The sequence below is a fragment of the Burkholderia sp. 9777_1386 genome, from assembly GCF_015712265.1.
GTDB classification, from domain to species: domain Bacteria; phylum Pseudomonadota; class Gammaproteobacteria; order Burkholderiales; family Burkholderiaceae; genus Burkholderia; species Burkholderia cenocepacia.
Window position 1 is genome coordinate 1 of the sequence record NZ_JACCQB010000051.1, and the last position, 16,299, is coordinate 16,299.

The 16,299-nt window shown below is 61.8% G+C and carries 13 protein-coding genes; 1 reads left to right on the forward strand and 12 read right to left on the reverse strand.

Annotated features, from left to right (window positions below; translation table 11 throughout):
• Positions 1 to 268: 268 nt before the first annotated feature.
• From H0X91_RS27975 to H0X91_RS28000, 6 genes are all read right to left on the reverse strand, one after another.
• Complete coding sequence (locus H0X91_RS27975; RefSeq protein ID WP_196433536.1) at positions 269 to 2,833, reverse strand: SIR2 family protein; 2,565 nt, start codon at positions 2,831 to 2,833, stop codon at positions 269 to 271.
• A 914-nt stretch (positions 2,834 to 3,747) separates the two neighbouring features.
• Positions 3,748 to 5,610, reverse strand: a complete 1,863-nt coding sequence (locus H0X91_RS27980; RefSeq protein ID WP_196433537.1) for a methyl-accepting chemotaxis protein — start codon at positions 5,608 to 5,610, stop codon at positions 3,748 to 3,750.
• Between the two features lie 171 nt (positions 5,611 to 5,781).
• Positions 5,782 to 6,453: an OmpA/MotB family protein gene (locus tag H0X91_RS27985; RefSeq protein WP_062910002.1), complete on the reverse strand. Its 672-nt coding sequence runs from the start codon at positions 6,451 to 6,453 to the stop codon at positions 5,782 to 5,784.
• A gap of 70 nt (positions 6,454 to 6,523) precedes the next feature.
• Entirely contained in the window at positions 6,524 to 7,288 is a 765-nt protein-coding gene (locus H0X91_RS27990) for a flagellar motor protein (protein WP_011548274.1), read from the reverse strand.
• Between the two features lie 13 nt (positions 7,289 to 7,301).
• Positions 7,302 to 8,552: a Crp/Fnr family transcriptional regulator gene (locus tag H0X91_RS27995; RefSeq protein ID WP_034202675.1), complete on the reverse strand. Its 1,251-nt coding sequence runs from the start codon at positions 8,550 to 8,552 to the stop codon at positions 7,302 to 7,304.
• Between the two features lie 241 nt (positions 8,553 to 8,793).
• Positions 8,794 to 9,456, reverse strand: coding sequence for a glutathione S-transferase family protein (locus H0X91_RS28000; RefSeq protein ID WP_196433538.1), 663 nt, complete (start codon positions 9,454 to 9,456; stop codon positions 8,794 to 8,796).
• A gap of 287 nt (positions 9,457 to 9,743) precedes the next feature.
• Between H0X91_RS28000 and H0X91_RS28005 the strand changes: the two genes are divergently transcribed.
• The gene (locus tag H0X91_RS28005) at positions 9,744 to 11,099 is read left to right on the forward strand and encodes a polyhydroxyalkanoate depolymerase (RefSeq protein WP_062885360.1); all 1,356 of its coding nucleotides are present in this window, start codon (positions 9,744 to 9,746) and stop codon (positions 11,097 to 11,099) included.
• A 107-nt stretch (positions 11,100 to 11,206) separates the two neighbouring features.
• On the opposite strand, the gene H0X91_RS28010 is transcribed toward H0X91_RS28005, so the two are convergent.
• From H0X91_RS28010 to H0X91_RS28035, 6 genes are all read right to left on the reverse strand, one after another.
• A complete protein-coding gene (locus tag H0X91_RS28010) occupies positions 11,207 to 11,668 on the reverse strand; it encodes a DUF3761 domain-containing protein (protein WP_006496048.1) in 462 nt (153 codons plus the stop codon).
• A gap of 62 nt (positions 11,669 to 11,730) precedes the next feature.
• Positions 11,731 to 11,868, reverse strand: coding sequence for an HHHH-motif protein (locus tag H0X91_RS28015; RefSeq protein WP_006488624.1), 138 nt, complete (start codon positions 11,866 to 11,868; stop codon positions 11,731 to 11,733).
• Positions 11,869 to 12,162: 294 nt separating this feature from the next.
• Entirely contained in the window at positions 12,163 to 12,597 is a 435-nt protein-coding gene (locus H0X91_RS28020; protein ID WP_196433539.1) for a cupin domain-containing protein, read from the reverse strand.
• 79 nt (positions 12,598 to 12,676) lie between these two features.
• Complete coding sequence (locus H0X91_RS28025) at positions 12,677 to 13,657, reverse strand: ABC transporter permease (RefSeq protein WP_226245117.1); 981 nt, start codon at positions 13,655 to 13,657, stop codon at positions 12,677 to 12,679.
• A 16-nt stretch (positions 13,658 to 13,673) separates the two neighbouring features.
• A complete protein-coding gene (locus H0X91_RS28030) occupies positions 13,674 to 14,651 on the reverse strand; it encodes an ABC transporter permease (protein ID WP_006488625.1) in 978 nt (325 codons plus the stop codon).
• A gap of 33 nt (positions 14,652 to 14,684) precedes the next feature.
• Complete coding sequence (locus H0X91_RS28035) at positions 14,685 to 16,241, reverse strand: sugar ABC transporter ATP-binding protein (RefSeq protein ID WP_196433540.1); 1,557 nt, start codon at positions 16,239 to 16,241, stop codon at positions 14,685 to 14,687.
• Positions 16,242 to 16,299 lie beyond the last annotated feature (58 nt).

Here is a 16,299-nt window from a genome sequence, read left to right on the forward strand (position 1 = left end):
TGGGGTAGTGCAGCTCATGACTGGAAGACCGCCATGAACCAATTCGCTATCCTTTACGCAGATCGATTCATCCGGCCTTCCGTGTAATTACTCAACCCGCCTTGAACACGGAAATCCTGACACCCCCGTCCGCCTCACACACGGAATGCCGGATACCCCACTCTAGTTTTTGATTATGCATCGATTATTTCTCACCTCATCGACGCCCACGATATAATTTTTTTTGAAAATCGGCCGCTCGCTTGCGGCCCATCAACAAAAAAATTATTTATGCATTTATGGCAACATGAATCGCCTTACGCATTGCCTCCAAATTTTCACGAGTTGCCACAACAGCCTTATCTTCAGCAGTTCGCGGCGGAAGCTTTCTTATATTTTCCAAAATATTATCACATGCACCAAGCAAGAAAATCTTCTGATCCTCCACCAAATATTTTTGAAATTTTTTGTATATCTGTTCATAAAGCCTAGCCGGCCTAAACGGTTCCCGCTTGTACTTCTCCTTGGCCGTAATGCCCAGCAATAATTCATGCCCCTTTTTAAATTCAGAAAATGCCGAGTTAGCATCACTCGCAACATTTATTGCATACTCTAGATGATAACGGGCGTACTGCGTCTGGATATCTGTAATCGTGTAATTTGGCCGAGCGTCCGCAAGAGACAGAGCTGTATCCAGACATTGCTTGGCTAGCTCCAAATCCTTTGCATCTGCATAACTCAATCTTGCTATCGCATACTGAAGCCAAAAATGCGGATTCTTGCGCTCGATGTCGATACTTCTGAGTCCCTCATAAAAAGATATGAGAGCATCTCGCTTCCCGACATCAGGAAGCATTTTCTGAATATGCTTAAAACTTGCAAGCGCCCTGTAAATATCCCAGTACAACTCGCTAGCCTCAGCCTTTTTACGCGTGCAAACACAAATCTCCACCAACGAATTCACCAACATCGAAACATCAGGAAAATGCTTTAATGCATATTCGGCGAGCACAGATGACTTTGGGGTAATAATACCCCGCTGACTGTTAAACAACTGCTTCGCGGACTCGCTATTCTTAAAAGCCGGATTAAAAATAGAAGAATCGCCAGTCATTGCCGCTATCATATGAAACGTCGGGGAATTTACGTTAATCATATTAAGCGAAAAAGCAGCAATAATACTCTTTGCAAACGCCTTGGAGTTCCTCACCTCGTTAAATAAAGGATTGAATTTCTCACGAATCTGCGGCGAATCAAGCAACCCCAAAAGAGCACCATGCAACTCCGAATTGCAATCCTTCTGAAGGTAGCGAATCTTCGCATCATGTTTTAGCTTAGCCTTCTCCCCCCAGAGACCGTATCTCTCAAAAAAGGACGCCAATGAATCGAGATCCAATGGAGTCAGCTTATTGATATTAAACTCGGCTGTTCTTTGCAAATTAATCATCGCTCGCGAGAAATACAAATCCTCCTCACTCGCCTCATGATCCATCGTTCTGGCAGATAGTAAAATACGAGTGTCAGCCTTTCTTTTTATATTTGCATGCGTTATAAGCTTAAGCTTCCTCGGATAATTATCAAAAACCAACGCAACAGGCCCTTCAACGCCAATTATTTGCTCAATCTCCTCCAAGCAATCATATGCTTCATCATGCAGCCAGAATACTCGATATCCTCGAGAAAGAAGGTGCGCCCCAAGAATACGCAACAACATACTCTTCCCGTTAGCCAAGTCACCATGAATGACTATATTCTCCGACTTAGATAACGCCCCAGCCATCTCTCCTTCTATTTCTCTGGAGAGAGCATAATCGACTCTTGAATTACTCAAAACCCTATCGATAACAAGATCTTCCTTGACTTGCCCCCGCAAAAGCAAGGACGTAACATCTTCGTCCCGAAGAGCAGCAGCATTTGCCCCAACAACCTTCATTTCATCAAATGAGGTTAAAATAAGATCACCGCTCACCCCCACTGCTGACGGATCCACCGACGCAAGATCGCTTGCAAATTTTCCGAGCCCTATTGGAACAATAGTACCGAAATCATTTAAATCGGAATCATCCAGCTCTTGCTGATTCATTCCATCCCGCTGAATGAAGAACGTTTTATCTCTCAGCCTATCATCCGAGAAAATCAGTTCCTGAATATCAATGTCGTAAAGTGAGTAACCAACAAAAAATATCGCTTGAGCAGCCTGCATATCCCGAATAAAGACGTCAGACCATATAGACTCACGGAACTGCTGCGTCAAATAGCTCGCATTTGTTAACTTGAAAGAGTTATTCAGCGCGTCAACAGTCAATTCATCGACATAGCCATTAATATGGAGGACCGTATTTTCCGTCCTTTTATAGGCCCGAGGGTCTCTATTTAACGTTAGTGGAGTAAGCCTCTTCGATCTCTCCGCCGCAGCACGCTCAAGTACGTTATCGTAATTTGTAGTATAGATACTACGCCACGGTATCGCGGCTAGCGAACGATGCTCCTCGGTCACCGATTGAATTGTGAATAGATCGCGAAGTCGGTCCACAAGATCGTCAGAATTTTTTTTCTTAAGATATCGACTAGTAGCAAGTTTCAAATCCTCTGTTAACGGTACTCCTGCATCGATGCATAGGATTTTCGCTAATTCCCGCCCGCTCGGAAGCGTATCACGTGAAACTGCAGTCGCTCCGCGTGAGAAGCCAGCCCCTACAAACAAGATTGCCTTACCACCCACTGCGGACGCCAATGCCCTTTGGTATTCCACGATTGACCCTTTATATATATTAAAAAACTGATCAAATTTAATATTGACACAGGAACAACGCCAACTTACCGATACTTCCCCACGAACGATAAGCACCAACATTCATAGGCACTCTCTCCGTGCCAAGCCCCCTTGGACGTTCTGGATCGTCACCTTCTAATAAGCATCTACCAGCACTCAACGCCCTAGCCCTGCCCTCGACCAACATATTGGTCACCTGCTTCATTTGGTGACAGTGAACGTCAATCACAGACAAAGCTCTTCGCGCGTACCGAAGGTGACGGCAAGAGATCCCATAGTCACGCCAGCTAGCGAGCCACTGAGCTCACCGTCAACCGTGCTTGCAAGATAGCCACGGATAAAACCACTGGGAAACTCATCCGTTTCACGAAATACACCATCCAGCAGACGTGGGAATCTATTCCCTATAGCACAATTTTCAGAACCAGCACATCCGTCCAGACGATATAAGGCCCCACTTGCAGCGTAATCGCTCCCGCCGATGTGGCCACCCTCTCGGGACACTATCAGGACTTTCCCGGCAGACACCACTACGTCCGCACGACGTAGCCTCCACTTCACCGGTAGTTCCAGTAAACCAAACACCGCCGCATCATCAGCGAACACATCTTCGTAAAAATCTCGTTAGCGAAGATAACGGCAATATCATCCGTCAACTTAACCCCAACATCCTCCGTTTTGACCCAAGCCTCAAAAAATTGAACGGTTGTAACAAGATAACTGGCTCTTCTGTCGTCAGCGACTACGCTTTGCCCCGGCCCACCTTCCCGGAAACCCCTCCCGGCCCTGCCGTGCCGACAAGCTCAGCCAGCCCTTGCATTGATCTCTGAGGCATATTTCTTGTTCAGATCCGCCCCGATCCTCTTGTGTACGCGCCTCCGCCGGCAACCTCCGCCTGCAATCTTGCTCTTCAATTTCATCAACAAAAAACGGCCACCGTGACCCCACGACAGCCGTCCTCAGAAACGTCTAACTCCTAAACCCCAAATCAATCCTTACTCATCCACCTTAAAAGCCGAAACGAGCTTAGTCAATTCCGCTGCCTGCTGCTTTAAACTCTCCGCCGCTGCCGCGCTTTCCTCGACCAAGGCCGCATTCTGCTGCGTCATCTGATCGAGCGACTGCACCGCGTCCCCAATCTGATCGATCCCGGCACTCTGCTCCAGGCTAGCCTCGGCAATCTCGCTCATCATCGCGCTAACGCCTTGAACCTGCGAGACAACATCACTCATCACCTTCCCCGCCTCACTAACGAGCCGCGACCCGGCACCCACAGTCCCCGCGCTATGCTCGATCAGCGATTTGATCTCCTTCGCCGCCTGCGCACTACGCTGCGCCAAATTCCGCACCTCCGAAGCAACAACAGCAAACCCGCGCCCCTGCTCCCCCGCCCGCGCAGCCTCCACCGCGGCATTCAACGCCAGAATATTCGTCTGAAACGAAATACTGTCGATCATCACGATGATCTCGGAGATCCGCTGCGACGCGTCGCTGATCTGCTCCATCGTCGTCACGACCTCGCCCACCACCAGCCCGCCCCGCGCCGCCGTATCCGCCGCACCATTGATCATCTTCGCCGCGGTAGTCGCCGTCTCGGTGTTGTTGCGCACCACGGCCGTGATCTCTTCCATCGACGAAGCCGTCCGCTCCAGGTTGCTCGACTGCCCTTCGGTGCGTTCGCTGAGATCCGCATTCCCCGAAGCAATCTGCGCCGACCCAGTCGCAATCGACGCCGAAGCTGCACGAATCCGATGAACCAGCGTCGACAGCGACGACACGAATCGATTGAACGCATCCGACAACTGCCCGATCTCGTCCTCGCTCTCCACCGTCATGCGGCGCGTCAAATCGCCCTGACCGCTCGCGATCTCCGACAGCAGCGTAGCCGCACGACGAATCGGCGCAGCAATCGCACGACCCACTAGCCAGATCACGAAAAGTGCAACCCCAAGCCCCACCACCGCCGCAACCAGTGCCGCGCTGCGGATCGCACGCGTCACCGGCCCGAGCAGTTCGGCCTGCGGCACCTGAACGACCACATACGCATTCAACTCAGGAATAAACGACGTCGCGATGAACCGCGCGCCGCCATCACCCTCGTAGCTGAGATACGCATACGGCTTACCCGCAAGCAACGTGGACGACGCATCGCCCGGCAGCCCCGGTTCATCCTTCAGAAAATGCTTGCCGTCGATCAGCGACGTATCGCGATGCATCATGATCGCGCCGTCGGGGCGCACGAGATACGCAAACCCGGTGTCGCCGATCCGGTAAGCCGAGATACCCTTCGCGAGCGCATCGACGGACAGGCTCATGCACGCCGCGCCGACCGGCACGCCATCAAGTTCGATACGGCTGTTGATGAACATCATGTAGCCGCCGACGGTCACCTCGCGATCCATGTTCACGTCGTACGCCTTGCCCGACGACAGGAAACTGGTCAGCCACTGATCCTTGTCGGTCACCTTCCGCTGCAAGCCGGCTTCGTTGTAGTAGTTGCCGCTCTTCACCGACACCCACTGCACGGACGCGGCCTTCTGCTCGTCCTTCACGTTCTTCGCGAGCTGGATCCAGTTGCGCGTGCCGGCATCGGGTTCGCCGTCGGCTTCCCATTGCAGCAGGAACGCATCGCGCGCCAGAATGCGCGACGCGGCGATCGGGCCGGCCATCTGGCGCTGCACGTCGGCGCGGATGCCGTTGACGGCGGTCGGCAGCTCTTCGCGGACGACGCGCTCTCGCACCGCGTTGCCGATCAGACGAACGCTGAGCCCGCTCGAAATCGCGACGAACACGAGCAGGCAACTCGTCATGCTGAGAATCAGCTTGTTCTGAATGGAAAGCTTGCGCCAGAAATGCATGGGGAACCCTCGATAACCGCTCGGTCTGAGCCAGTTTGGGTTATCGGCATGCACGCGCAGAACCACATCGTTGATTTCAAATGTCGATCATTCGAGATTCGTTATGTTGTTGATGGGCGGGCATATGCAGCCGCCTATATGTACGAGAACCATGCAAATACAACGCGCGGATCAATACGCAACGAAGATCGTGACGCGCCGGTTTCGCGCTCTTGATGCCGCATCGTCCCCCGCGACAAGCGGCTGCGTATCCGCCCGCCCGATCGCCGCCAGCCGATGCGGCGCAACACCACGCTCGGTCAGATAACGCACCACACTGCCCGCCCGCGCCGACGAAAGCTCCCAGTTCGATTCGTATTTCGTGTTCGCGATCGGCACGCTGTCGGTGTGGCCTTCGACGAGGATGTCGCCGGTTGCATGCGCGCTCAGTGCCTGCGCAATCTGGTTCAGCACCGGCGACGAATCGGGCAGCAAGCGCGCATCGCCGACGTTGAACAGAATCTTCGCGTCAATACCGATCTCGACGCCATGCGGCGCCTTCACCAGCGAAATGCGCCCATTCGACTTCAACGAATCGAGCAGCGCGAGCCACGGCGGCGCAGGGTCGGGCTTCGCGGTATCGACGGCGGCAGTCGCCGCGCCCCCGGCCTGCCGCGCAAGCGCCTGATACCGCGCATCGAGCGCGTTGTATTTCGCGAGCTGAAGCACGTACAGCGCGAGAAACAGCACCATCAGCGTCGTGATGAGATCCGCGTACGAAATCAGCCAGCGTCCGGACTGCGCGCCTTCGAGTTCGTCATCGTCGCGATCGGCAGCGGATGCGCCGTCAGTTCGAGCAGTCATGCCGTCGGGAATCCGGGTTCGTCATACGGTACAGATACAGGCCCACGCGCAAGCACGAAGCACACGGACATCACGCGAGCGATTCCGCCGCCCGCCCGCGCACATCGCCGGTCAACCGCGTTTCGATCGTATGCGGCGACTCCTTGCGCGAGATCGCGAGCAAGCCGTCGAGATACAGCTTGCGAAAGCGCATCTCGCTGTCGATCTGTGCGCGCAGCTTGCCGTACAGCGGCAAGAACACGAGGTTCGCGAACGCGAGCCCGTACAGCGTCGCGATGAACGCCACCGCGATACCCGGCCCGAGCTGCGCCGGTTCGAGAATATGGCTCGTCACCTGCACGAGCCCGAGCACCGAGCCGAGAATGCCGAACGTCGGCGCATAGCCGCCGGCCTGCTGCCACACGCGCACGGCAGCCAGGCGGCTGCGTTCGTACGCATCGAGTTCGCGCTGCAACGCATCTTCGAGCACCGCGGTCGACACGCCGTTCGCCAGCAGTTCGAGCCCGCGCCGCGCAAACGGATGAATCCCGCTCACGTCCATCGATTCGAACGCGAGCAACCCGTCGAGCTTCGCGCGATCGCCCCATTCGAGCAGGTCGGACAGGTTCTTGCGATCGACTTCGCGCGCCCGCACGAACGCGAGCCGCAACTGCTTCACCGCGTCGAAGAAGCGCGCCCACGTGTTCTGGATCATCACCGCGCCGAGCGTGCCGCCGAGCACGATCACGAGCGCCTCGAACTGGAACAGCATCGAGAAATGCCCGCCTTCCAGCGCGAACCCGAACACGATCGCCGCGCCGCCCAGCACCACCCCGACCAGGGTCAACAGATCCATACGCGCCTCCGTATCACGCATCCGACGCCGAAGTCGACGCAACGGCCGTTGCGCCCGCCGCAGGCGCCTTCGCCGCGCGTACGGCCTCCAGCACGCGCTGTTCGATCTCGTCGATCTCGACCGGATCGAGCTTGAGTTCGCGGCGCATCACCCACGACACCTCGTTGCGCCGCGCCTCGGTCATCACGGAAAACAGCTTGTCGGCCACCGCGCGATCGTCGAGGTTCGCGATCAGCTTCGCAAGGTCATAGGTATCGAACGCGCTGATCACGTCGAACAGCGTGCGCTGGTCGATCCAGACGAGATCCTCGAGCGCGCGCACGTCGCCGCCGCGGCGCGCGTTGCGGCGCGAGAAGTACGCAACGCCCTTTTGTTCGACGTAGTTCAGCACCTTCGATTTGCGGAACGCGAACACTTCTTCCGCGATCTCGCCGTTCGACAGCTTGTTGAGCAGCAGCGTCTTGTCGACGCCGATCAGCGATTCGAGATCGGCCAGTTCGATGAGTTCGAGTTCACTGTTGATCGATACGTCGAGATCGTGATCGGCGACCTGTTGCGCGCGGTCGATCACGCGGGCGGCGTCGAACGTGACGACCTGGCGCGCATCCGACGAAGCCGCGTAATCGCTTGCGCCGCCGGTGCCGTCGCCCTGCGCGGCTTCGATCGTGACGAGGTTGAGCTTCTCCATGCGCCGCAGCATCGCGAGCACGTGCGGCCGCGAATGGCCGGCAATCGCGCGGCATTTGCGAATCACTTCGGCAAGCGGCACCGAGGTTTCGGCCGCGTGCGCCTGCATCGGCCGACGTGCCCACGTGTCGCCGGATTCGCGCGCGTCGGCGCCGGCCATCAGCGACAGCACGTGCGCATACGACAGCACGCCCGGCATGAAATCGGCATGCGTATAGGTCGCCAGTTGGTCGTCCTTGCGCTTCACGCGGCGGATCATCGTTCGCACGATATGGCGCAGCAGCGCGGACACGCGCTCGATTTCTTCATCGAGCATGCCGGCCGGCACGACGGTGAGCTGACAGAACGAAAGCGCCTTCGCGGTATGCGCGCGCGGTTCGGCGGCGAGCAGCGCCGATTCGCCGAAGAATTCGCCGCGGCCGAGCGTCGCGACGATCACACGCTTGTCTTCGCAGCGCGTGGACAGCTCGACCTTGCCGTCGGTAATCAGAAAGATGACGGGCTCGCCCGCGAAGCCCTCCGAGTAGATGATTTCTCCGGGCGCCGCGGTACGCGTCCACGATTGCTGACGATTCAAGTCGATTCCCCTGCTGCGCTGGTTATTGCGGACTGCGCGTCGCACGTCTGAAGCATGCGATCGCGAGTCGTCCCCGTGACTCGTTTACGTCATCGTGCGCAACATCCTTTAGGGCATTCGTGCTCGTTTCGAACCGAAATCAAGGTAAAACGTTTGCGGATTGCGCGGGCGCATCGATCGTTCGTTTCGCCGTTTGCGCATGTAGTGAAATTGAAAGCCCACCGCGACCGCATGCGTCCGGTCAGAACTCCATGTCGAGTTCGTCGATGTCTTCGTGCTCGGCCTTCGCCGCGTCGATCCACTCGGCGACGAACGGATGCGCGAGGACGCGCATGCAGTACTCGGCGACGTCCGGTTCGAGTTTCACGTCGTAGGTCAGGAAGCGCGTGACGACCGGCGCATACATCGCGTCGGCGATGCCGATCTCGGCACCGAACAGCCAGGGGCCGCCGTACTCGGCCAGGCACTCGCGCCAGATCGTCACGATCCGCTCGATGTCGTGCTGCGCGCGCGACCAGATCCGGAAGCCGGGGAAATGTCCGCGCAGGTTCATCGGCAGCGCGGATCGCAACGCGCTGAAGCCGGAATGCATCTCGCCGCAGATCGACCGGCAATGCGCGCGCGCATGCCGGTCGTCGGGCAGCAGCCGCGCCTGCGGGCGGAGCTCGTTCAGGTATTCGGCGATCGCGAGCGTGTCCCACACCGCGTTGCCGTCGTGCGTCAGGCACGGCACGAGGATCGACGGCGACAGCAGCAGCAGCTCCGCGCGCGACGTCGCATCGATCGGCACGCTGATCGTCTCGAACGCGAGCCCGCTCAGCTTCGCGAGCAGCCAGCCGCGCATCGACCACGACGAGTAATTGCGGCTGCTGATGGTCAGCGTCGTCCGTGCGTTGGATTCCATGTCGCTCCCCTGCTGAATGTCGTTCGTGCCCCTGCACCGTAAACGGACGCGCCTCATGACCGCCCGCACCACGTCTGTGCGGTCCGTTCGCCGAACTGGCGCAACGTCGCACGGCCGCGCGGCATGCGTCGCACGCCCGACCGGCAAGGCAACGCGTCACCTTCGCGCTGCGTCATCACGTCCCGCGCGCGCCGCCGCGCTCCCGAACCGCTGCAACGCGCGTGCCAGCCTCACGCTGGCATACGGCTTGCCTCGTTCCTTGCAATGCGGCGTCACGAGCGACGGTCATGAACCTGCTTGCCTATCCGTTTTATCAATGGTCTGCGGAATGCCTGCGCCCGGCGCGTGCATGGGCCGCCGCCACCCGCGCGACGATGTCGCTGTGGCCGCCGGCGACATCGACGCCGACCGGCCGCATGGTCGACGCGCTGTGCGAACTGCTCGAATGCTGCGCGTTCTCGCATCGGCGGCCGCCGTTCGGAATCGCGTCGGTCGTCGTCGACGGCGACACGGTGCCGGTCGTCGAGGAAGCGGCGGCGGTCACGCCGTTCGCGACATTGCTGCATTTCCGCAAGGCGCGGCCGGTCGCGCGCCAGCCGCGCGTGCTGATCGTCGCGCCGATGTCCGGGCACTTCGCGACGCTGCTGCGCGGCACGGTACGCACGATGCTGGCCGACCACGACGTGTACATCACCGACTGGCACAACCCGCGCGACATCCCGCTGGCGGCCGGACGCTTCGGCTTCGACGAGTACGTCACGCACGTGATCGACTTCATCCGCCACATCGGCCCGGACGCGCACGTGCTGGCGATCTGCCAGCCGACCGTCGCGTCGCTGGCGGCCGTCTCGCTGATGGCGGCCGGCGGCGATCCCGCGCAGCCCGCGAGCCTCACGTTGATGGCCGGCCCGATCGACTGCCGCGTGAATCCGACGAAGGTCAACGAACTCGCGACGAGCCAGCCGATCGAATGGTTCGCGCGCAACCTGATCAGCGTGGTGCCGACGGGTTTCGTCGGCGCGCAGCGGTGCGTGTATCCGGGTTTCGTGCAGGTCGGCGCGTTCATGTCGATGAACCCGGACCGCCATGCGGCGTCGTTCGCCGATCTGTACTACGAGCGCGCGAAAGGCGACCCCGCGAAAGCCGACACGTTGCGGCACTTCTACGACGAATATTTCGCGACGGCCGACCTCACCGCGGAGTTCTATCTGGAAACGGTCGAGAAGGTGTTCCAGCAGTACGCGCTCGCGCGCGGCGAGCTCGCGGTGGGCGACACGCTGGTCGAACCGGCGGCGATTCATCGCACCGCGCTGTTGACGATCGAAGGCGAGAAGGACGATATCTGCGCGGTAGGCCAGACGGTGGCCGCGCAGGAACTGTGTTCGGGATTGCCGTCGTACCTGAAGACGCACCATGTACAGACGGGCGTCGGGCACTACGGCGTGTTCAACGGCAGCCGGTGGGAAACGCAGATCTATCCGATCGTGCGGGCGACGATCCACGACAACGAGCCGTACGATCGCACCGCGGACGCGCAAGGCGACACGCACGGCACGCACTACGTCACGCTGCGCGCGCTGCTCGATGCACGGGCATCCGGGATCGATGCGGCGACCGAAGCGCAATCGGCGCACACGCACTGAACGCGGCTAGCCACACAGTGAATCGCCCCGCCGGAGAGGCGGGGCGATGTGTGCTGCAGCATTCGGACGACGCGCGAGCGAAACCGCTCGCGCGCCGGGCCGGCTCGTTACGAGCAGGCCTTGCCGTGCGACGCGTGGTAGCCCTTCGCCTTCGCGTCGGCTTCCGACATGTAGCTGCCGTGCTTCGTCTTGCCGTAGTACTTGTCGGTCGAGCAGTGATAGACCTTCGTGCTGTCGTTCGCCCACACCTTGCCCGCGCCGCCGCCCGGCGCCGCGGCCGTCGTGGCGGCGCTCTTCGCGCCTGCGGCGCCCGATGCCGGCGCGGCGGAAGCCGCCGTAGCCGGTGCCGCGGCCGGTGCGCTCGCCGCGGCAGCGCCCGATGCGCCGTACCACGTCTTCACGCCCTTGTGGCCCGCACATGCGCCCTTCTTCGACGCACCCGAGTAGAACGAGCCGTCCTTGCACAGCCCGGTCGTGCCGGCCGGCGCGCTGGCCGGAACCTGCGCGAACGCACCGATCGACACACCCATGCCGGCGACCAGCGCGGCGATCAACATCGTTTTTTTCATGATCCTCTCCTGATTTGCCTGAATGACGAAAGCGTCCGGGACATCCCCGGCGACAGCGACGGTTACCGCACCCAGCGGCACACGCGGTGATGGTGATGATCGAAGTGGCACACGCGGTGCGAATGCGCTTCGGCCAGTGCCGGCACGAGCACGGCGCAAGCCAGTGCGGTGGCCGTCAGGATCTTCGCGATGCGGTTCATGGTGAAACTCTCCCGGATAGTCAGCCGGTGATCCGGCTGGTACCTCCTTAACGCCGGGCGTCGACACGCCGTGCACCGCCCCTGCGGGCAATTGACGATCTTTGACATCGCATCGCCTGTCGACGATCGAAGCTGACGAATGTCTTTCTTTTCTTTCTGGTTCTTCAGCTTCTCGATCGTTTGGAATTCGAAGGAATGTGTCGAAGCGAAAAGCAGTGCGCGTAAATCGCTCCGACCAATAAAAAACCGCCTGAATGCAGGCGGTTCGTCTAGAACGAACACCCACTCGACCGGCTACGCACCGACCTCGCCCCACGGCGTCAGTTCCGGCACCGCGCACGGCCCGTCGACATCGATCGATTTGAAGTCGGCAGGCCCGACGATCTCCAGGTACTCCATGTCCGGCGAGTAATCGAACAGGTAGTGGACGATCCCCGGCGCCTGGTGCACGCAGTCGCCCGCCGCCACCAGCGTTTCCTGTTCGCCGTACATGAAGCGCGCCCAGCCCTTCAGCATGATCACGATATGGAACTCGGCCTCGTGACGGTGCCAGCCGGTGCCCGCCTCCGGTGCATGATTGGCCCTGACGAGTTGCGCGACGACCTTGCCGTTCGTCGCGGCGGCGATACCGAGATCGCGGTACAGGAAGAAGTCGCGCAGGCCCTCGCCTTGAAAGGCGGTGTCCTGCGGCTTCACGTGGGAAAAAGCGGTGGTGGTCGGCGTGCTCATCGCGGTGCTCCTTCATCGAAAGGATCACGCGAGACAAGCATTAAGCGTTCCAGTTTGCGGCGGCACGACACCGTGCGCGTCAGCGCTTGCGCCGCTTGCCGGTCAGCAGCGTCTGCGCGATCACCGCGAGCAGCAGGAACGCGCCGCTCGCGAGGTTCTGGTAGTACGGGCTCAACGTGCCGACCTGGTTGATCACGTTCTCGATCACGCCGAGCAGTAGCACGCCCGCGAGCGGGCCGAACAGCGTGCCGACGCCGCCCGTCAGCAGCACGCCGCCGATCACCGCCGCCGCGATCGATTGCAGCTCGTAGCTGTTGCCGGCGCCCGGCAGCCCCGAATCGAGCCGCGACGCGAGCAGCGCGCCGGCCAGCCCCGCCAGCGCCCCGCTCAGTCCGTACGTGACGACCTTGAGCCCCTCGACGTTCACGCCGAGCATGCGCGCCGCCTCCTCGTTGCCGCCGATCGCGAACACGCCCGCGCCGTAGCGCGTGTGATTCAGCACGAACGCGGCGACGAGATACGCGACGAGCACGATCCACACGAGATGGCCGACGCCGAACAGCGAGCCGTTCGCGATCGTCGCGAAGAAGCCGGGGTTCGCGATCAGCATGTCCTGGCTCGCGAGCACGAGCGACAGCCCTTTCAAGCCGAGCAATGCGGCGAGCGTGACGATGAACGGCGCCATCCGCGCGCGGGCGATCAGCCAGCCGTTCATGAGCCCGACGATCAGCCCGACGCACACCGGCGCGGCCAGCGCGGCGCCCCAGCCGTACGGCGCCGCATACGCGGCGATCACGGTGCCGAGCCCGACGAGCGAGCCGACCGACAGGTCGAACCCGCCGAGGATGATCACGAAGCTCTGCCCGATCGTGATTAGCGCGACGAACGCGGCGGCCGCGACGATATCGAGCAGGTTCGGTGCACTCAGGAAATGCGGAAACACGCGGCCGGCGATCAGGCACACGAGCACGAGGATCGCGATCGCGCCGCGCGCCTGCACGAGCCGGACGAACTGCGCGCGGCGCGCGCGGCCGGCATCCTGCGCGGTGTGCGGAGTCATCGGCGCGGTCGACATGTCAGGCTCCCGAGCGTTGCAGGTACAACGCGCCGAGGATGAACGCGGCCTTCAGGATCTGCGCATACGTGTAGCTGATGTTGTTCATGATGAAGCTGGCATCGAGCAGTTGCAGGAGCAGCACGCCGAACACGGTGCCGACGATCGACACGCGCCCGCCGGACAGCGGCGTGCCGCCGATCACCGACGCGGCGATCGCATCGAGTTCGAAGTTCACGCCGACATAGTTCGGATCGCCTGCGCCGAGCCGCGCGGTGGCGAACAGGCCCGCCAGCCCGGCCAGCGCCCCGCTCGCCGCATAGACCGCCAGCAGCGTGCGCCGCACCGGCACGCCGGCGAGATGCGCGGCGTCGCGGCTCGCGCCGACGAGAATCGTGTAGCGCCCGAAGGTCGTGTTGCGCACGACGAAGAACACGACGGCCGCGCACACGAGCGCGATCAGCATCACAACCGGCAACCCGAACCACGTGCCGATGCCGACGAAGTCGAACGCATCGGACGGCGGCAGGCTCACGCGCGAGCCGCCGAGCAACGCCTGCGCCAGTCCGCGCGCGGCGACCAGCAACGCGAGCCCGGAAATCAGCGGATCGATGCCGAGCCGCGCGACGAGCCCGCCGTTGAACAGGCCGACCGCGAGCCCGATCGCAATGGCCGCCGCGAACGCCGCGCCGGTGCCGTACGGCAAGCACACGGCGATGATCGCGCTGGACAGCGCCATCACCGAGCCGACCGACAGGTCGATCCCGCGCGTGGCGATCGCGAGGTTCTGCCCGAGCGCGATCAGCACGATCGGCGCGGCCTGGAACAGCAGGCTGCGCGCGGCGAGGGGATTCGAGAAGCCGGGCGTGACGATCAGGTTGAAGACGGCGAGCGCGACGAACGCGAGATAAACGCTGTGGTCGCGCGCCTGCGCGAACAGCGAGCGGCGCGACGGGCGGCGGGCTTCATCGGGTTCGCTCATCAGGTTGGCAAGATTCACGCTGTCCTCGTCCTCGGGTCGATGTGCGGGGCGTCAGGTCTGGTTCGCGAGCAGCGCGGTCACGTCGTCGGGGCTCGCGCCGCGCGTCGGCAGTTCGCCGCTCGTCGCGCCTTCATGCAGGATCACGAGCCGGTCGGCCAGCTCGAGCAGTTCTTCCATCTCCGACGACGTCGCGACCACCGCGAGCCCGTCGTCGGCGAGCCGTTTGACGAGATCGTGCACCTCGGCCTTCGCGCCGACGTCGATGCCGCGCGTCGGGTCGTCGAGCAGCAGCACCGACGGCTCGGTCGACAGGCAGCGCGCGATCAGCGCCTTCTGCTGGTTGCCGCCAGACAGCGTCGAGATCGGCGCGCCCGCATGCGACGTCTTGATGCCCAGCTCGCGGATGTAGCGCTCGACGAGCGCCTCCTGCTTGCGCACGGAGATGAAGCCGAACCGGGCGATGCGCGGCAGCACGCACACGACGATGTTCTCGCGCACCGACAGCTTCGAGAAAATGCCTTCCGAGCGGCGATCCTCGGACAGGAACGCGAGCCCCGCGCGAATCGCGCGCGCCGGGTCGGCGCCGTCGAGCGCCCTGCCGCCGACGCGCACCGCGCCGCCGTCCGGCTGCTGCGCGCCGAATACGGCCTTGAACGTTTCGGTGCGGCCCGCGCCGAGCAAACCCGCGAGCCCGACGATCTCCTTCGGCGCGACGCGGAACGACACGTCGCGCAAACGCGTGCCCCAGCGCAGCCCGTCGACGGCGAGCGCGGGCTCCCGCGTCGTGTCGGCGGCAACCGCCTCCGCCTGTTCGCGCGGGCCGTGCGCACCGACTTCGCGGCCGAGCATCGCCGCAATCAGCGCCATGCGCGGCAGCCGGTCCGGCGACTCGCTGCGCACCACCGCGCCGTCGCGCAGCACGGTGAGCCGGTCGCACATCCGGTAGCACTCCGACAGCCGATGGCTCACCAGCACGATCGCGATGCCGGTCGCGCGCAACTGCTCGACGACGCCGAACAGCACCTCGACTTCCGCACCGCTCAACGCGGAAGTCGGCTCGTCGAGAATCAGCACGCGCGCGCCGAGCGACACCCCGCGTGCGATCGACACCATCTGCTGCTGGCCGAGCCCGAGCGAGCCGACCTTGTCGGCCGGATCGACGTCGAGCCCGTAGCGCTCGACGATCTCGCGGGTGCGCGCCCGAATCTCGCGGCGGTCGATCCACGGGCCGAAGCGGCGCGGCTCGTGACCGAGGAAGATGTTCTCGGCCACGCTGCGTTCGGGAATCAGGTTGATTTCCTGGTAGACCGCGCAGATGCCCGCGCGCTGCGCGGCACGCGGGCTGTCGAACGACACGGGCACGCCGTCGACGCGGATCTCGCCCGCATCGGGCTGGTGAAAGCCGGTGAGGATCTTGATCAGCGTCGACTTGCCGGCGCCGTTCTCGCCCATCAGCCCGTGCACCTCGCCCGCGCGCAGCGACAGCGACACGCCGTTCAGCGCGCGCACGACGCCGAACGTCTTGCCGACGCCGTGCGTTTCGAGCACGACGGGTTGGCCGTGGGCGCCCGAGTCGGCGCCGGGTCCGGCGGGAAGCGTTGCGTCCATCGCGCGCCTCGCGTTCGCGGTTGAGCGGTTGAGCAGCGGTTGAGCGATTGCCGAGCGT

Excerpts from the sequence above, each read along its gene's own strand:
- H0X91_RS27975 (WP_196433536.1), bottom strand. The coding sequence starts at position 2,833 with ATGTTGGTGCTTATCGTTCGTGGGGAAGTATCGGTAAGTTGGCGTTGT.
- H0X91_RS27980 (WP_196433537.1), bottom strand. The coding sequence starts at position 5,610 with ATGCATTTCTGGCGCAAGCTTTCCATTCAGAACAAGCTGATTCTCAGC.
- H0X91_RS27985 (WP_062910002.1), bottom strand. The coding sequence starts at position 6,453 with ATGACTGCTCGAACTGACGGCGCATCCGCTGCCGATCGCGACGATGAC.
- H0X91_RS27990 (WP_011548274.1), bottom strand. The coding sequence starts at position 7,288 with ATGGATCTGTTGACCCTGGTCGGGGTGGTGCTGGGCGGCGCGGCGATC.
- H0X91_RS28000 (WP_196433538.1), bottom strand. The coding sequence starts at position 9,456 with ATGGAATCCAACGCACGGACGACGCTGACCATCAGCAGCCGCAATTAC.
- H0X91_RS28005 (WP_062885360.1), top strand. The coding sequence starts at position 9,744 with ATGAACCTGCTTGCCTATCCGTTTTATCAATGGTCTGCGGAATGCCTG.
- H0X91_RS28010 (WP_006496048.1), bottom strand. The coding sequence starts at position 11,668 with ATGAAAAAAACGATGTTGATCGCCGCGCTGGTCGCCGGCATGGGTGTG.
- H0X91_RS28015 (WP_006488624.1), bottom strand. The coding sequence starts at position 11,868 with ATGAACCGCATCGCGAAGATCCTGACGGCCACCGCACTGGCTTGCGCC.
- H0X91_RS28020 (WP_196433539.1), bottom strand. The coding sequence starts at position 12,597 with ATGAGCACGCCGACCACCACCGCTTTTTCCCACGTGAAGCCGCAGGAC.
- H0X91_RS28025 (WP_226245117.1), bottom strand. The coding sequence starts at position 13,657 with ATGACTCCGCACACCGCGCAGGATGCCGGCCGCGCGCGCCGCGCGCAG.
- H0X91_RS28035 (WP_196433540.1), bottom strand. The coding sequence starts at position 16,241 with ATGGACGCAACGCTTCCCGCCGGACCCGGCGCCGACTCGGGCGCCCAC.